This is a genomic window from Pseudodesulfovibrio sp. 5S69, from assembly GCF_037094465.1.
Lineage (GTDB): Bacteria > Desulfobacterota > Desulfovibrionia > Desulfovibrionales > Desulfovibrionaceae > Pseudodesulfovibrio > Pseudodesulfovibrio methanolicus.
Map to the genome: position 1 here is coordinate 3,597,706 of NZ_CP146609.1, position 16,042 is coordinate 3,613,747.

Sequence of the window (16,042 nt, forward strand, 5' to 3'; positions counted from 1 at the left end):
CTATTCAAGCCCCTGCCGCATCATGAACCGGAAGATGGTCTCCACGAACTTGCCGGAGACCACGTCCGGCAGGGCGAAGCGCGGCATGTCGCCAGACGCCATGGAACCGGTGTAGGCGAACCATATCTCCGAGGATATCTTGTTCAGGGCCGGATTGATCATGGTCCCCCACATACCCCCGGCGTCGTGCTGGTCCAGGCCGAAGGCGCGGCACTGGATGGGCCGGTGCTCGAATATCAGGCATTTGCCGTCCTTGAGCAGCGGGCAGACGGCCCCGGCCTCGGACAGGCAGTATTCCCCGTCCCCGCCGGAGGCCAGGTCGCTGTCCGCCTTGCGCTCGGCCTGGGCCGTGGCCACGGCCCGCTCGATGACCTTGAGGCGCTCCTCGCCGGACAGCTTCTGGTTGATGCGATGGGAGATGTACACGGCCTCTGCCAAGCTCAGGGAGACCGGGGTGGTGCAGCACTGGCTGTGGTCCAGGCCGCAGGCCAGCCCCTTGGTGGCCTGGCCGCTCTCATCCACCCGCGCGACCAGCTCCGCATAGTCGTTGAAGAACGGCGACAGATCCACCAGCCGCTTGAACTCCAGGGACGGCTCGCGCACGGTCAGTTGGCCGGACTGCTTGCCGTACTTGCGCACGGTCCGCCACTGCACGAAGTTGGCCGGCTTGCTCTTGAGCTTCTTGAGCGCCTTGCCCGCCAGCTTGTGGCCCAGGCCGCGCCGCAGCAGGTAGGCGTTGAGCACCGTGCCGGTGCGGCCGATGCCGTGGCGGCAGTGGATGAGCACCTTCTTGCCCAGGTAGATGGCCTCGTCCAGCCAGGCCAGGGTCTTTTCCAGCTCGATCAGCCCCGGCGCCTCCTCGTCCTCAAGGGGCAAATAATAGACCTCGAAGCCCGAGTCCTTCTCGATGTCGTGCAGGTCGCAGAACTCGCCGCACAGGTTGAGGATGGCGTCCACGCCCTGGGCGCGGATGGCGTCCAGTTGGGGATAGCTCATGGGCGCGCTGCCCACGCCGAGCTGGTCCGTGACCCAGGTGATCTTGTAGGCGGCGGTCTTGTCAGCCATCACGCGACTCCGCGTCGTGGATGAACCGCTCGACCTCGGCGGCGACCTGTTCCTCGCTGTCCATGCGCATGTCCATGAGCCGGGTCACGGCCATGAGATAGCCAAGGCGCATGAGCAGCCGCCGAATGTCGTTCTCTGGCAGCCTGGAGCACTTGGCGTCTATCATGTCGCCGCGCGTGGTCGTCTCGAACCCGTAGCGGTCCAGGACCCGGCGGATGAACTCCAGCCGGAGCAGCCGCTGGTCGAACCCGGCCCCACCGCCCTTGAAACGGAAATTGATGTAATTGGCCCCCTGCTCCGGCCCGCAGATGGTGTCCACCACCGAGAAGTGATAGCCGAAGCGGACCATCAGGTGCAGGTAGTCCTCGGAGATCAGCCCGTAGCTGGCCAGCAGCTTGGAGTCGAAGCTGAAGATGCCGCCCGAGACCTTGTCGAACTCCTCCCAGTCCATGGCAGTCAGCCGGGAGGGCCACTGGACCCGGTCGTCGGACAGCCCGTACCACAGGGCCCACATGGGGCGGCACTTGATGTCCTGGGGCGAGACGGTCTTGCCCTCGCCCGCGTTGGCGAAGAAGCCGCCGCCCAAATCCAGGACGTACATGACCAGGGGCAGGCTGGTCTCCAGCCGCTTGGCCGAGTGCATGCCCCGCCCCTTCTTGTCCATGACCGCGAACATCTCGTTCACGGATTTCTCGTGGCAGAAGCGGACCACGTCGTGCAGGGACCGGCAGCCCATGGGGGTGAAGTCCTCGGCCTGGGGGTCGGTCAGGTTCAGGCGCACGGTCAGGGGGGCGACCTTGGCGTACTGTTCCACGACCCGCTCCGAGACCTGCTGTCCTTCACGGGCGCGGGTCATGATGGCCTCCACGCAGCCTTCGTAGATGGCCCCGTGCGTGCCGTCCACGGTGACCAACTGGCCCTGTTCGAGCTGGGCGCGCACATCGCCGACCACCACGGGCACGCCCGATTCGCGGGCCACGGAAGCGAAATGGCTGGCCCTGCTGCCCGTGGCCGCGATGACCCCGTTCATCCGGCCGATGAAGGTCAAAAGCGACGGTTGCAGGCTCGGCGTGACGACCACGGCACCTTCGGGGATCTGGGCGATGCGCTCGCCCGAGGAAGCGAAGTACACGGTCCCGCAACCCGCGCCGGTGGAGGCGCGTTCCAGCCCCTCGGCGATGGGCCGGGTGGCCATGGGTATCGGGTCCTGCCCGGCCAGGGCCTCCTCGCGCTCCTCCTGCAGGGGGCGGGTCTGGAGGACGAACAGTTCGCCGGTGACGTCCTCGGCCCATTCAATGTCCTGCGGCCGCCCGAAGGCCTCTTCCAGGCGCATGGCCAGCCGCCCGAGCCTGACCAGGGACTCCTCGGAGGGCAGGCCGCCCGCGTCCGGGGTGCAGTCCGCGTCCAGGCGCGGAGTCTCCTCGCGAGTCAGCACGGCCTTGTCCGGGGAGGTCGAGCCGTCCACCAGCCCGTGGCCCAGGCCGCGCACGCCATACACGCCCATGGCCTCGCGGCCCCAGCAGTCCGGGTCGCGGGTGTAGAGCACGCCCGCGGTGTCCGCGTCCACCATGGGGATGACCAGCACCGCCATGGCCGTCTCGCTGTCAGTCAGCCCGTTGGAGATGCGGTAGGCCACGGCGCGCGGACAGTACTTGCCCGCCAGGACCCGCTTGTAGGCTTCGAGCACATCGTTGGGCTGGACGTTCAACTCCGAGGCGTACTGCCCGGCGAATGATATCTCGCCGTCCTCGGCCAGGGCGCTGGAACGCACCGCGATGAGGTCGTCGCCTTCGATGATCTCGGACACGCCGAAGCGGATGCCCCGGGCGATCTCCTCGGGGACCTCGGCGGCCAGGATGAGTTCCTGCATCTCGGCCGTCAGCCGGGCCAGCAGGTCGCGGTCGCCCACGACCATCTGCCGCAGCCTTTTTTCGATCTCCTCGCCCAGCCCGTTGAAGTCGATGAAATAGTTGAAGGCATTGGCCGTGACCACGAAGCCGGGGGGCACGGGGATGCCGTCCAGACTCTTGGCCCGGCCCAGGTTGGCGGCCTTGCCGCCCGCCAGTTTGGGCATGGCCCCGGCCTCCTCCAGGGAGAGGATGTACGGCGGGCCGACCTCGGGCTGTTCGAGCTCAAGCGCCATGTGCACGTAAAAGTCGATCTTGCGGAAATACTCGGGCAGGTCCATGTACCGGGTCGGGTTCATCTCCACCAGTTGCCCGGCCATGGTGGACACGGCCGAGGACAGCCGGTTGGTCATCCAGACCGCGCACTGCCGGTCGGCCAGCCGCTTGCCGTAGAACATCTCCTCCAGGTCGGCGATCAGTTCCAGGGCCACCGCGTCGTGGGCCAGCAGGGACTTGAACGCCTCGTACTTGCGCCGAAGCAGGGTGCCCGGCGCGAATACCTGATAGGTCCAGTGCCTGAAGAGCTGTTTGAGATACATGGATCGTCCTTGGCTAAACGGTATGATTCACTGCCCGCGGGCTCCGTTCCCTATGCCCCGCCTTCGAGGACCTCGGCCACCTTGACCTCGAGTTCCTCCTTGTTGATGGGCTTGACGCAGTATTCCTGGGCTCCGAGCCGAAGCGATTCGCGGGCGGTCTCCAGGGTGGGATAGCCGGTCAGCATGATCGCCTTCATGTCCGGATTGACCTTCTTGAGTTCCTCCAGCGCCTCCACGCCGGTCATCTTCTTGAGCTTGATGTCCAGGATGGCCAGGTCGATCTTCGTCCCGGCCGCGTGCTTCAGGGCATCCTCCTCCTCGGTGAAGCTCCACACCTGATGGCCCTTGCGTTCCAGGATGCGCTTGACCAGCATCCCGGCGTCGCTGATATCGTCGAGCACCAATATATTCGCCATGATCTACTCCTTTTCGGGCTCCCCGCCTTCCGGACCCTCATGGTCCAGCGGGAGGTTGACTTCAAAGACCGTTCCGCCGCCCCCGGCCCCGCGCTTGGCATCGGACGGGAACCCGAAATCCTTTGGGACAGGACTCTCGGCGCGGATGTCGCCGCCGTGGTCCTCGATGATCCCGAAGGAGACGGACAACCCCAGGCCGGTGCCCTTGTCAACGGCCTTGGTGCTGTAAAACGGATCGAAAATCTTCTTGAGCGCTTCCTCGGCGATGCCCGAACCGTTGTCGGCCACCCACAGGGAGACGATGCCGCCCGGCGTGTCCAGGCGGGTGCGGATGAGGATGGTCCCGCCCTGCCCGGCCATGGCGTCGCGCGCGTTGGTCAACAGGTTGATCCAGGCCTGCTTGAGCTTCTCGGGGTCGCCGTAGATGATCGGGTAGCGGTCGTCGAGCTGGGTGATGATCTCCACCTTGTCGAGCTCCAGGGTGTGGCGCACCAGGGAGACCGCCTCCATGACCGAGTTGTTGAAGCACATCTCGCGCTTGGCCGACTGGGTCTGGCGGGAGAATCCGAGCAGGTCGGCCACGATCTTCTTGCACACCTGGGTCTGCTTCTCGATGATGGCCAGGTCCTGGTGGATCTGACTGCCCGCGTCCACGTCCTCCTGGAGCAGTTGGGCGTACCCCAGGATGATGCCCAGCGGGGTGTTGATCTCGTGGGCCACACCGCCCGCCAGCAACCCCAGGGACTCCATTTTCTGGGCCTGGATGAGCTGGTTCTCGTAGCGCTTGATGTCCGAGATGTCGCGGTCGGTCCGCAGCAGCCCGTCGATGTGCCCCTTGTCGTTGAAGACCGGCACGCAGACCACGTGAAACCAGTGCTCGCCGCCGCCGGCCTCGACCATGAGCTGGGTGTCCAGCCTGCGCCCGGACTGGAGGATGTCGCGGGCCGCCATATGGCGCTCCTCGGCCTCGGCCTCGGGGAAGAGGTCGAAGTCGGTCTTGCCCTCGATCTCGGCCAGGGACATGCCCACGGACTCGGCGAAGCTCTTGTTGCAACCCCGGTAGCGCATGGTCGAATCCACCAGGGAGACCCGGTCCGGGGAGACGTCCAGGATGGTCCGGGTCAGCCGCTGCTGGTCGCGCAGGTTGCGCTCGGCGTCGCGCAGCTCCTCGATGTGGCTCTTGAGCGACAGGGCCATGACGTCGAAAGTTTCGGCCAGGTCCTGGATCTCGTCGCCCGCGTTCTCGCGGTAGACAGCGCACCGGCGGCAGGACTCCAGGCGGCACTGGAAATTGCCCTCGTTGTTGCAGTCCGGGCACATGGTCCCGGCGATGTACCAGCACCGCCGCCGGGTCTCGCCGTAGGCCGGGCACTGGGTGGTGTTGCACTGCTGCTTCTCCCAGCAGTGGATGCCCCATTCCGGGCCGGAAAAGGTGTCCAGGTTACCGGTCAGCATTTCCTCCGCGTGGGCCCGCAGCCGCCCCAGCCGAGCGGTGACGCGCCGGGCGAAGACCGTGCCCAGCGACGTGGCCAGGATCAGGGCCCCGGCGAACAGCGCGGCCATGAGGGTCAACTGGCGCTGTACGGCCATCTGGATGCGCGCCTGGGACAAACCGATGCGTACGGTCCCGAGCCGTCCGTCCGAGACCAGGACCGGAGCCGCGAAATCATAGATGCGCCGCGAACCGTCGGCCAGGAGCTGGATATGCAGGGGCTGGCCCGTGGCCACCTTGTTGGCGTCGATGAGGTCCACGGGGAAGCCCTTCTGGAAGGTGTGGACCAGGACGAAGCCGTTCTTGTCCTGGACAAAGGCGTAGATCACGTCCTCCACCGAGGACTGCTCGTCGACCATGTTCTTGAGCCTTAGGAAGTCGCGGGCGAGCAAGGGGTCCACGGCGCGCACGGACAGCCCTTCGGCCAGGGCCGAACCGCGCTTCTTGCTCTCCTCGACCAGGGAGTTGGCGCTCATGGTCCCGATGAGCGGCAACAGCAGCACGGCCATGCCCACCAGGATGGCGGACATGCCCAGGTTGAGCTTGGTGCGGAACTTGAGCCGGGGAAAGATGCGCATGGACGGCTACCGGTCGAGGTTCAGTTTCTCGGCCAGTTTCCTGACCGGATCGTAGTCGATGTCGCGGGCCGGAATGATGCCCTTCATGCCCGCGGCGCTCAGGATGGCCCGGTGCTCGGCGGTGTCCACGTTCAGGGCGAACATGGCCCTGGCGATGGCGTCCACCACGGCCGGGTCGAGCCCCTTGCGGGCCGCATACACCCAGCCGGGATAGGCGCGGGTCTCGGCCAGGACCCGGATGGAGCCGAGGTCGATCTTGTTCCTGACCACGTCCAGGGTGCCCTTGCGGATGGTCCCGATGTCGTACACGCCGGCGTGCACGGCCAGGACGACCTTCTCCTGCTTGCCGCCCGGTCCGGGCGCGAAGTCCACTGTCTCGAAGTCGGAGAGCTTGATGCCGTGGTTGTAGAACAGCCCCAGGGGAAAGAGATAGCCGCCCGCCGAGTTGGGGTCCACGGCGATCCACCGCTTGCCGCGGCAGTCGTTGATGGTGTTGATGGCCGCGTTGTCAGAGCGGGCGATGATCTGGCCTCGGAAATTGGGCTCTCCCGAGGGCTCGATGACCCGGGCGAAGGCCTGGGCCCCGGCCTTGGCCAACCGCACGTAGACGAACGGGTTGGAATAGGAGATGTCGATCTCCCCGCGCTCGACCATCTTGACGTGCTCCTCGAAGGTGTCGGGAAAGATCTGCCTGAGCGGCAGGCCGGTGGTCTTGCGCAGGTATTCGAGCAGCCTGCGGTGGCGCTGGTAGGAGATGGTGTGGGAATACTGCGGCAGGTAGGCGTAAGTGATGGCCTCGACCATGCGGGGGGCTACCAGGTCCTCGCGCTTGGACAGGTTGACCTTGACCGGCTTCTCGTCCGAGCATCCGGACGCGAAGGCCACGGGCACAAGCAGCGCGAGCAGGATCGCCCAGGTCGTCATTCGGAATCGCATGGTTGTCTTCATCGGATCAATCGCTCTCGCATCTGGTCAATCGCTCCCAGCGCCATGTTTCGGACGCGTCTTGAAAGCCTACAGAAATTCAGGCCGCATTCCAACAAGTCTTATCCCTTGGCAACTCGCCCCCAAGTCAGTATGAAGGGGGCCAGCACACGGGCGTGCCCAAGCAAGGAGATTCCCATGACGACTATTTTCAAGATCCCCATGAGCAAGACCGTGCTCACCTTTTTCCTCCTGGTCGTGGCCGTTGTCGCCGCGGCCGTTGCCTGGAGCTTCAACTCCGGCCTGACCTGGACCGGCATCTGCCTCATCGCCGTGGCCGGACCGCTGTCCATGTTCTACTGGTACATGCTCTACATCACGCCCAAGCGGGCCTCGGTCACGGTGGCCGACGAGGGCATCCTCCTGGCCGCCCCGCCGTTCGCCTCGGCGGTCATCCCCTGGGCCTCGGTGGTCAAGACGTTCCGCGTGGACCTGAAAAAGGACGAGGACTTCAAGTTCACCAAGACCAAAAAGTACATGACCTTCGGAGCGTACCGGTCCGGCATGGTCGAGATCAAGGACGGCAAGGAGGCGGTGGTGGTGACCAACCGCTCCGACGTGCTCTGCGTCCAGACCGAGGAGCGGTTCTACCTGATCGGGCCCTCCGACCTCCCCGGCTTCCTGGAGGCCGTGGAAAAGGCCGCTCCCTAGCAGTCCGGCCCGGCCGATCATATCAAAGAACAAAGCCGCCCCGTGGGGCGGCTTTTCCTTTTTTCGAAATCGCTAGGACCCTTCGGGGACCGGCTTGCTCTCGATGAGCCCGGGCTTGTGTCTGCCCCGCTCCTTTTTCCGCATGTATTCCTTTCTGTCCTCTTCGCTGAGCAGGTCCGTGAATTCCAGCATCTCGTCGCCTGCCTCGTTGTCCTTGACCTTCTGGCGGATGGTCTTGAAGACCGGCAGCCACGGCTTGGCCAGGCTGAACAGGTAGCGGACCAGAATGTAGACCGGGATGAACAGGAATGCCGGGCCGACCAGGCCCAGGTACGGCACGGTGAAGTCCACATGGCCGAAGCGGTAGAACAGCCAGCCGATGCCGAACGGGACCACCCACAGGGACGAGGCAAACAGCGCGATGCGGGCGAAGAAATTCTTGCCGAAGGCGTCGTTGGCGATGGAGTTGCAGGCCTTCCACGCGGTCTTGTTCTTGGCGCCCAGCGCCTTGACCGACAGGTTGTGGTGGTCGACCATGTCCCGGTTGATGGTCCGGAAATGTTTCTTGTTGGTGAAATAGACCCCGGCCATGCACAACTCGCCGATGACGGTTGCCACGAGGGAGACCCAGATCAGGCCGATGGTGAAGCCCACGTAGGCGTTGCCGGTGGTGCGGAAGGCCCAGATCATCCAGGGGTCGAGAAATTCGTATACGATTTGGCCGGTCATGTTCGTTCCTGTGAAAGTTTGGTTATGGGGGCCGCCCGAAATGGGCGGCCCCTCTTTCTTGCCGTCAGTTCGCCCGACTTAGAAGGGCGGGACGATGGAGTAGCCCAGGAAGCCCTTGGTGGTGTAGCGGAGACCGACGTACACGGCCAGGACGATGAAGATGTACTTCAGGACCTTGTCCGGGATGAACTTGGAGGTCTTGGGTCCGACGATGGAGCCGATGACGATGCCGACGAGCTCGGCGCCGATCAGGCCCCAGGCCACCGGGGTCTGCTTGAGCAGCATGTAGGAGGCGATGGAGTTGACCATGCCGATGAGGACCGCCAGGGCGGAGGTACCGGCAACCAGGTACATGGGCAGGCCGGCCACGGAGGTCAGGAACGGCACCAGCAGGAAGCCGCCGCCGACACCCAGGAAGGAGGCCAGGGCCGCGATGCAGAAACCGCCGACCACGGGGATCAGGGGGTTGAACTTGAACTCGACGCCGAAGAAGGTGAACTCGCAGATGGTCGGGGTGAACTTCTGGACCTTCACGCCCATCTCGGCCATGTCCACGGTGCCGCCGCCATGCTGCTGTTCCTTGACGGACTTCTGGAAGGCCTCGGCGGCCTTCTTGGCGGCCTGCTTGCCGGCCTGCCCCTTCGGGGTGGTCTGGTAGAACAGGTAGCAGCCCAGGAACAGGACGAACAGACCGAAGTAGCCCAGGTAGGCCTTCAGGCTGATCTTACCGGCGGTCAGCCAGGGCACGAGCCAGGAACCGGCCACGGAACCGATGGCCAGGGCGATGCCCAGCGGCAGCACCAGGCGACCGGCCTTGTAGTAGTTGAAGGAGGACAGGGCGGCGGAACAACCGACCAACCACTGGTTGGACACGCGGATGGAGTCGGTGACGACCTTGTTCATCTTGGAGCCCTTGCCGAAAGAGCTGGCGTAGTCGCCCAGGCCATAGATGGTGATGTGACCGACACCGGCCATGATGCCGCCGAAAGCGCCGACGGTGGAAAAGATCCAGCCTACCCAGATCGCCCACAGGAAACCGATGATGATGTTCAGTTGCGGACCGCCGGGGATACCCATGTAGCCGGGCTCACCGGTGGGTTTGGCCTCGGCGATGGCGTCGGCCAGACGATCGGCCAGGGCGGGCTGTGCCATCAGGCAGACAGCCGCAACCAGCGCCAGCATCAGGAGAGTTTTCTTGGAACGTAACACAGTTACCTCCTCCTCATAAATTAGTGTTAAAAGGACCCCAAAATGTCACCCCGCGCCCCCCAAGGCCGCGAAGTTCGGTACCAGTCTATTCCGGCCGCACAAAGCTCAGGGCATTCGCCGTGCAGCCGACAACGCAGGCAGGGGTGCCGCCGGCATCGACCCTGTCCACGCAGAAATCACACTTCATGATCTTGCCGGTGGCTTCGTTGAACACCGGCACGGTCCACGGACAGGCGTCGATGCAGGCCTTGCAGCCGTCGCACTTGTCCATGTCCACCAACACCAGCCCGTCTTCGCGCTTGTACATGGCCCCGGTGGGGCACGCGCTCACGCATTCGGGTTTCTTGCAGTGCCGACAGTTGGTATACTTCAGCTTTGCCGAAGGCTTGCCGTCCTTGTCGGCGATGGGCCCCTCCGCCTCGAGGCGATTGAGGGAAAGCCCCGCGGGCACCTTGTTTTTCACCTTGCAGTGAACCAGGCAGGCGTTGCACGCAATGCACCGCTTCTTGTCAAATTTCATTCTGTAACCAGCCATTTTCCACCTCTGCAGACTAGAATTTGGGCGCGCAGTCTTGTTTGTAGTCCAGGAACTGAAGAAAAATCCGGGGTTGGTCAACAACCACCTTGCTTGTGATTTATTTCGCAATCGGAAACGATCATAACCCATTTTTTTCATCGAATGGAAGAAAAATCATGTTATAGATTTCACATGCCGGGTATGTATTGCCCAGGGTTGACCAGCCCGCATAAGGTCCACCCTAACTCAAAGAGCGCGCAGAATCATCACTGTCTGTACAGGAGGAGTGTATGGGTAAGGAATTTGTAAAGAGCATATGCGGCATGTGCTCGGTGCGATGTCCCATCGAGGTCGAAGTGGTCGACGGCAAGGCGGAGTACATCCAGGGCAACCCCGATGCCCCTGGCATCATGGGCTCCCTGTGTCCGCGCGGCGCTGCCGGAACGGCCCTGACCTATGATGAGGACCGCCCGCAGTACCCCATGGTACGCACGGGCAAACGCGGCGAAGGCAAATGGAAGAAGGTGTCGTGGGACGAGGCCCTGGATTACGTGGCCGACGAACTGACCCGCATCCAGGACGCCTACGGCAAGAACTCGGTCCTGTTCTCGGACCGCGGCGGCCCGTTCCGCGACTTTTACCGCGCTTTTCTGCGCGGCATCGGCACGGCCAACTACAACAACCACGACTCGGCCTGCGCCCGCAACGTGCAGAACGCGGCCCTGTCCGTGTTCGGCTTCGGACGCAAGGGCGTGTCCTACGACCTGAAGAACGCCAAGCACGTGGTGCTCCAGCAGCGCAACATCCTCGAGGCCATCAACGTGGCCGAGGTGAACAACCTGTTCACCGGCATCGAGGGCGGGGCCAAGCTGACGGTCATCGACATCCGGGCCAATGTCCCGGCCACCAAGGCGGACAATTTCTTCATGGTCCGGCCCGGCACGGACTACGCCTTCAACCTGGCGGTCATCCATGTCCTTATTAATAATGAACTGTACGACAAGCAGTTCGTGGCCGACTGGGTCGAAGACTTCGACAAGCTCGTGGAGTTCGTCAAGCCCTACACCCCGGAGTGGGCTGAGGCGGAGACCGGCGTGCCCGCGGCGAGCCTGATCGATTTCTGCAACCAGTTGGCCGAGGCCGCACCGAGCGTGCTCTGGCACCCGGGCTGGATGACGGCGCGCTACTCCGATTCCTTCTACATGACCAGGACCATTTACATCATCAACGCCCTGCTCGGCGCCATCGGGGCCAAGGGCGGCCTGCCGTTCATGAACAAGCCGGGCGACGTGGGCGCCAAGGGCCTGAAGAGCTTCATGGAGCTCTATCCCAAGCCCGAGGGCCAGCGCGCCGACGGCGTGGGCTGGATGGAAGGACGCAAGCACTTCGACGCGGGCCCGGGCCTGGTCCACCTGGCCTACGAGGCCGCGGTGGAGGAAAAGCCCTACCCGATCAAGGCGTACATCGCCCAGCGCCACGACCCGCTCATGGCCTTCCCGGACAAGGACGACGTCAAGGCCAAGTGGGACGACATCGAACTGCTCGTGGCCGTGACCTTCTCCTGGTCCGACACCGCCTGGAACGCGGACGTGGTCCTGCCCATCTCCCCGTATCTCGAACGGGACGAGATCCTGATGACCAAGAACGGCCCCAAGCCCGCCTTCCAGGTGCGCAAACGGGCCATGGAGCCCATCTACGACACCAAGGCCGTGTGGGAAATCTACGCGGGCCTGGCCAAGCGCATGGGACTCAAGGAGCTGGACTACACCGACATCGAGGACATCTGGAAATTCCAGCTCGACGGCACGGGCGTGTCCATCGAGGACTTCGCGAAGACCGGCATCGTCTCCCTGGCCGCCGATCCGCTGTACAAGCCGGTGAAAGAGGGCTCCTTCAAGACCCCGTCCGGCAAGGTCCAGATCATCGACGCCAAGCTTGAGGCCGACGGTCTGCCGTCGCTCAAGCCCTACGAGGCGCCCGAGCGGCCCCCGGCGGACAAGTTCCGCATCACCTTCGGCCGTTGCGCCCTGCACACCCAGGGCCACACCGTGAACAACTCCCTGCTCTTCGAGCAGATGCCCGAGAACGTCCTGTGGATCAACACCGAGCGCGCCAAGGCGCTGGGCATTGAACAGGACGAGTACGTCACCGTGGCCAGCAACGGCTACAAGGCCAAGATCAAGGCGTTCGTCACGGACTTCGTCCACCCCGAGGCCGTCTTCATGATCCACGGCTTCGGCCACGACCTGCCGTGCGAGTCCCGGGCCAAAGGCATGGGCGCGGCCGACAACCTGCTCATGCCCAAGGGCATCAACAAGTGGGACCGCGGCGGCGGCGCCGTAGCCATGCAGGAGCACTTCGTCTCCGTATCCAAATAAAAAACCTACCCACCCCCATAATACGAAAAGGCCAGCATCTTTTTGATGCTGGCCTTTTCTACATTAAGCGGCTTCCGATAGCGGGCCATCCGCACATTTTTTCCGGCCGGGACAATCCTCACGTAGACGGCTACGCTGCGGTTGCCCCGGCCGGAAGAAAATGCACGGCTGACCCACTCTCGAAAGCCTTGTGCGAGCGCGGAGGAAGAGCCGCTGTCGGGTGCGGCGCACCCGAATCGCTCCAGAGGGGAGGTCGACCGGGGCCCCGCACAAGGTTGGGTGATGGGACGTTTGAGGCGCCTCGCCCCGCGAAGCGGATAGAAAAAGTTTAGGAAAGGATGGGATGGAGGTCCGGGAAGGGAAGGAAAGCCCTTTTCAAAGGTTTTCCTTCCCTTCCCCGGCCGCCGGAGGCATCAATCAAAAAGGGCGCGGACCATCAGGTCCGCGCCCTTTTCGTCGGTATAGTTCGGTCCGCCTAGCCTTCGGCGATCCAGGTTTTGAGTTTATCCTCGAACATGGAGCGGATTTCGTCGAGTCGTTCCGGGGTTTCGGCCTCGAAGCGGAGGACCAGGACGGGCTGGGTGTTGGAGGCGCGGATGAGGCCCCAGCCGTCGGGGAAGACGGCGCGTACGCCGTCGATGTCGATGGCGTCGAACTTGGAGCTGAAGTATTTGACGGCCTTGTCGACCACGCGCTGCTTGAGGGCCTCGGGGCAGTCCACACGGATTTCCGGGGTGGACCAGGTCTTGGGCCAGTTGAGCTGTTGGCTCATGGGCTTGTCGGACTGGGACAGAATCTCGACCATGCGCAGGGCCGCGTAGGTGGCGTCGTCGAACCCGTAGTAGCGGTCGGCGAAGAACATGTGGCCGGACATCTCGCCCGCAAACTTGGCCCCGATCTCGCGCATGCGCGCCTTGATCAGGGAATGGCCGGTCTTCCACATGACCGCGTCCCCGCCATGGGCCCGGATGTCGTCGTACATGAGGTGCGAGCACTTGACCTCGCCGATAATGGACGCGCCGGGGAAAGCCTTGAGGATGTCGCGGGCGTAGATGGCCACGAGCTGGTCGCCGAAGAGCAGCTCACCCTTTTCGGTGACCACGCCGATGCGGTCGCAATCGCCGTCCAGGCCCACGCCGATGTCCGCCTTTTCCTTGAGCACCGCCTGTTGCAGGGCGGCCATGTTCTTCTCCACCACCGGGTCGGGATGGTGGTTGGGGAAGTCGCCGTCGGGCTCGCAGTACAGGCAGGTGACCTCGGCCCCGGCCTTGCGCAGGGCCTCGGCGGTGAGCAATCCGCCCGTGCCGTTGCCGCCGTCCACGACGACCTTGACCGGCCGCGCCAGGTTCACGTCGCCGGACAACTCGGCCACGTACTTGTCGAGCACGTCCTCGTGCCGAACCGTGCCCACGCCTTCGGGGAACTCGCCCGTGTCCATGAGCTCGAAGACGTCCTGGATCTCGTCGGAATGGATGGTGCTGATCCCCTGCCATACCTTGAACCCGTTGTATTCCGGCGGGTTGTGGCTGGCAGTGATCATCACGCCCGCATGGGTCCCCTGCTTGGTCACCGCCCAGTAGAAGGCCGGAGTGGAGACCTCGCCGATGGTGATCACGTCCACGCCCGTGCCGTTCAGGCCGCGCGTCAGGGCCTCGGCGTAACCGGGCGAGGAGTGGCGGCAGTCGTGGCCGACCACGGCGGTCTTGGAGCCGCGCTCCAGGAAATACCGGCCACAGGCCCGGCCCAGCCGCTCGACCCATTCCTCGTCGAAATCCCTGTCCACCAAGCCGCGAATGTCGTAGGTCCTGAACACTTCCCGCGAGATAGGCTTCATCCGTATTCCTCCCTGCCCGTCCGCCGGGCGATAGGTCTTGTCGTACGTTGTCCCGGCCGCATGGCCGGACCGTCATTCAATCATGAACCAGGGGTTGTTGCCAGAAATTTCTCCCCTACCCGGCGTTTTCCGTGGGTACGCACCCCGGTACCCGACATCGTATACAGACATTTCGGCGAAAATTCCACCGGCCGTTTCATGCCCCCGGCACAAAATCGTCACCTGATTGCCATTGACATATCCGCATAAGCGGATATTTATTTGCCCATGGAACAACTCGCACTGCGACTGAAGGGGCTCAGCGACCCCACCCGGCTGCGGGTCATCCGGCTGCTCGACCACGGCGAACTGTGCGTCTGCGACCTGATGGCCGGGCTCGATCTGCCACAATCCACGGTCTCCCGGCACATGTCTTTCCTGCGCAACGCGGGCTGGGTGGACGGCCGCCGCAAGGGCAAGTGGGTCTACTACACCCTGGCCGAACCCGCGGACGCGATCCAGTCCGAGGTCCTCGAAATTCTCCGGCGGCGGCTGCCGGACGTTGACCAGGCGCGACTGGACCATGAACGGCTCATGACACACCTGGCGAACAAAACCGAAGAAACCTGCTCGACCTAGGCAGAGGAACCCCACAATGACCGAAACCGCTTTGAAAAGACTCTCCTTCCTGGACCGCTACCTGACCCTGTGGATCTTCCTGGCCATGTTCGTGGGCGTGGGCACCGGCTACTTCTTCCCCGGCGTGAAGCGGGTCATCGACGCCTTCCAGGTGGGAACCACCAACATCCCCATCGCCATCGGGCTCATATTGATGATGTACCCGCCCCTGGCCAAGGTGAAGTACGAGCAGTTGGGCAGGGTCTTCCGCAACGGCCGGGTGCTCGCCCTGTCCCTGGTCCAGAACTGGGTCATCGGCCCGGTCCTCATGTTCGGCCTGGCCGTGACCTTCCTGTCCGGGCAGCACGACTACATGGTCGGCCTGATCCTCATCGGCCTGGCCCGGTGCATCGCCATGGTCATCGTCTGGAACGACCTGGCGGGCGGAGACGCCGAATACTGCGCCGGACTGGTGGCCTTCAACTCCGTGTTTCAGGTCCTCTTCTTCTCGATCTACGCCTACGTGTTCATCACGGTCCTGCCCGGCTGGTTCGGGCTTGAAGGCGCGGCCGTGGACGTGTCCATGAGCCAGATCGCCCAAAGCGTGTTCATCTACCTGGGCATCCCGTTCCTGGCGGGCATGGCCTCCCGCTTCATCGGGCTCAAGGTCAAGGGGCGCGAGTGGTACGAGACCGTGTTCGTGCCCAGGATCAGCCCGCTGACGCTGATCTTCCTGCTGTTCACCATCCTGGTCATGTTCTCGCTCAAGGGCGACCGCGTGGTGGCCCTGCCGTTTGACGTCATCCGCATCGCCATCCCCCTGACCGTCTACTTCCTGGTCATGTTCCTGGTCTCATTCTACCTGTCGTGGAAGGCGGACGCCACCTACGAGCAGGCCGCGACCCTGAGCTTCACCGCGGCCTCCAACAATTTCGAACTGGCCATCGCCGTGGCCATCGCGGTCTTCGGCATCGACTCGGGCGAGGCCTTCGCCGCGGTCATCGGCCCCCTGGTGGAGGTCCCGGTGCTCATCGCCCTGGTCAACGTGGCCGTGCGCTTCCGGCGCCGCTACTTCCCCTTTGCCAGAAACACCATCGGCGGCGTCTGCCACGTCCGCTGCGAAACCTCCAACGCCGAGTAGGAGCG

Annotated in this window: 13 protein-coding genes; 4 read left to right on the plus strand and 9 right to left on the minus strand. The window is 63.9% G+C overall.

All coding sequences use genetic code 11. From position 1 onward, the window contains the following. The 5 genes from V8V93_RS16925 to V8V93_RS16945 are packed head-to-tail and all read right to left on the minus strand — an operon-like array spanning position 1 to position 6,933. The gene (locus tag V8V93_RS16925) at positions 1-1,065 is read right to left on the minus strand and encodes a dual specificity protein phosphatase family protein (RefSeq protein WP_338667799.1); all 1,065 of its coding nucleotides are present in this window, start codon (positions 1,063-1,065) and stop codon (positions 1-3) included. Continuing rightward, positions 1,058-3,511, minus strand: coding sequence for a PEP/pyruvate-binding domain-containing protein (locus V8V93_RS16930; RefSeq protein WP_338667801.1), 2,454 nt, complete (start codon positions 3,509-3,511; stop codon positions 1,058-1,060). The genes V8V93_RS16925 and V8V93_RS16930 overlap by 8 nt, the downstream gene beginning before the upstream one ends. Before the next feature lie 50 nt (positions 3,512-3,561). Continuing rightward, positions 3,562-3,927: a response regulator gene (locus tag V8V93_RS16935; RefSeq protein ID WP_338667802.1), complete on the minus strand. Its 366-nt coding sequence runs from the start codon at positions 3,925-3,927 to the stop codon at positions 3,562-3,564. Positions 3,928-3,930: 3 nt separating this feature from the next. Continuing rightward, on the minus strand, positions 3,931-5,997 hold the full coding sequence (locus V8V93_RS16940; protein WP_338667803.1) for an ATP-binding protein: 2,067 nt from the start codon (positions 5,995-5,997) through the stop codon (positions 3,931-3,933). A 6-nt stretch (positions 5,998-6,003) separates the two neighbouring features. Next, positions 6,004-6,933: a phosphate/phosphite/phosphonate ABC transporter substrate-binding protein gene (locus tag V8V93_RS16945; protein WP_338667804.1), complete on the minus strand. Its 930-nt coding sequence runs from the start codon at positions 6,931-6,933 to the stop codon at positions 6,004-6,006. A gap of 186 nt (positions 6,934-7,119) precedes the next feature. Here V8V93_RS16945 and V8V93_RS16950 point away from each other — a divergent pair, with 186 nt between their 5' ends. Further along, entirely contained in the window at positions 7,120-7,632 is a 513-nt protein-coding gene (locus tag V8V93_RS16950) for a PH domain-containing protein (protein ID WP_338667805.1), read from the plus strand. Between the two features lie 72 nt (positions 7,633-7,704). Here V8V93_RS16950 and V8V93_RS16955 read toward each other — a convergent pair whose 3' ends face one another. The 3 genes from V8V93_RS16955 to V8V93_RS16965 form a co-directional block, all read right to left on the minus strand. After that, positions 7,705-8,361, minus strand: a complete 657-nt coding sequence (locus tag V8V93_RS16955; RefSeq protein WP_338667806.1) for a hypothetical protein — start codon at positions 8,359-8,361, stop codon at positions 7,705-7,707. A 78-nt stretch (positions 8,362-8,439) separates the two neighbouring features. After that, on the minus strand, positions 8,440-9,570 hold the full coding sequence (locus V8V93_RS16960) for a sulfite exporter TauE/SafE family protein (protein ID WP_338667807.1): 1,131 nt from the start codon (positions 9,568-9,570) through the stop codon (positions 8,440-8,442). A gap of 85 nt (positions 9,571-9,655) precedes the next feature. Continuing rightward, positions 9,656-10,105: a 4Fe-4S dicluster domain-containing protein gene (locus tag V8V93_RS16965; RefSeq protein ID WP_338667808.1), complete on the minus strand. Its 450-nt coding sequence runs from the start codon at positions 10,103-10,105 to the stop codon at positions 9,656-9,658. A gap of 272 nt (positions 10,106-10,377) precedes the next feature. Here V8V93_RS16965 and V8V93_RS16970 point away from each other — a divergent pair, with 272 nt between their 5' ends. Continuing rightward, complete coding sequence (locus V8V93_RS16970) at positions 10,378-12,465, plus strand: molybdopterin-dependent oxidoreductase (RefSeq protein WP_338667809.1); 2,088 nt, start codon at positions 10,378-10,380, stop codon at positions 12,463-12,465. Between the two features lie 475 nt (positions 12,466-12,940). Here the strand turns inward: V8V93_RS16970 and V8V93_RS16975 are convergent, their stop codons facing one another. Further along, positions 12,941-14,299 (minus strand): phosphomannomutase/phosphoglucomutase, encoded by a 1,359-nt coding sequence (locus V8V93_RS16975; protein ID WP_338667811.1) that lies wholly within the window; start codon positions 14,297-14,299, stop codon positions 12,941-12,943. A gap of 267 nt (positions 14,300-14,566) precedes the next feature. Here V8V93_RS16975 and V8V93_RS16980 point away from each other — a divergent pair, with 267 nt between their 5' ends. Next, positions 14,567-14,917 carry an ArsR/SmtB family transcription factor gene (locus tag V8V93_RS16980; RefSeq protein ID WP_338667812.1) on the plus strand — a complete coding sequence of 117 codons (351 nt, stop codon included), beginning with the start codon at positions 14,567-14,569 and terminating at the stop codon, positions 14,915-14,917. Positions 14,918-14,933: 16 nt separating this feature from the next. Then, on the plus strand, positions 14,934-16,037 hold the full coding sequence (gene arsB / locus V8V93_RS16985) for an ACR3 family arsenite efflux transporter (RefSeq protein WP_338667813.1): 1,104 nt from the start codon (positions 14,934-14,936) through the stop codon (positions 16,035-16,037). The last annotated feature ends 5 nt before the right edge of the window (positions 16,038-16,042 follow it).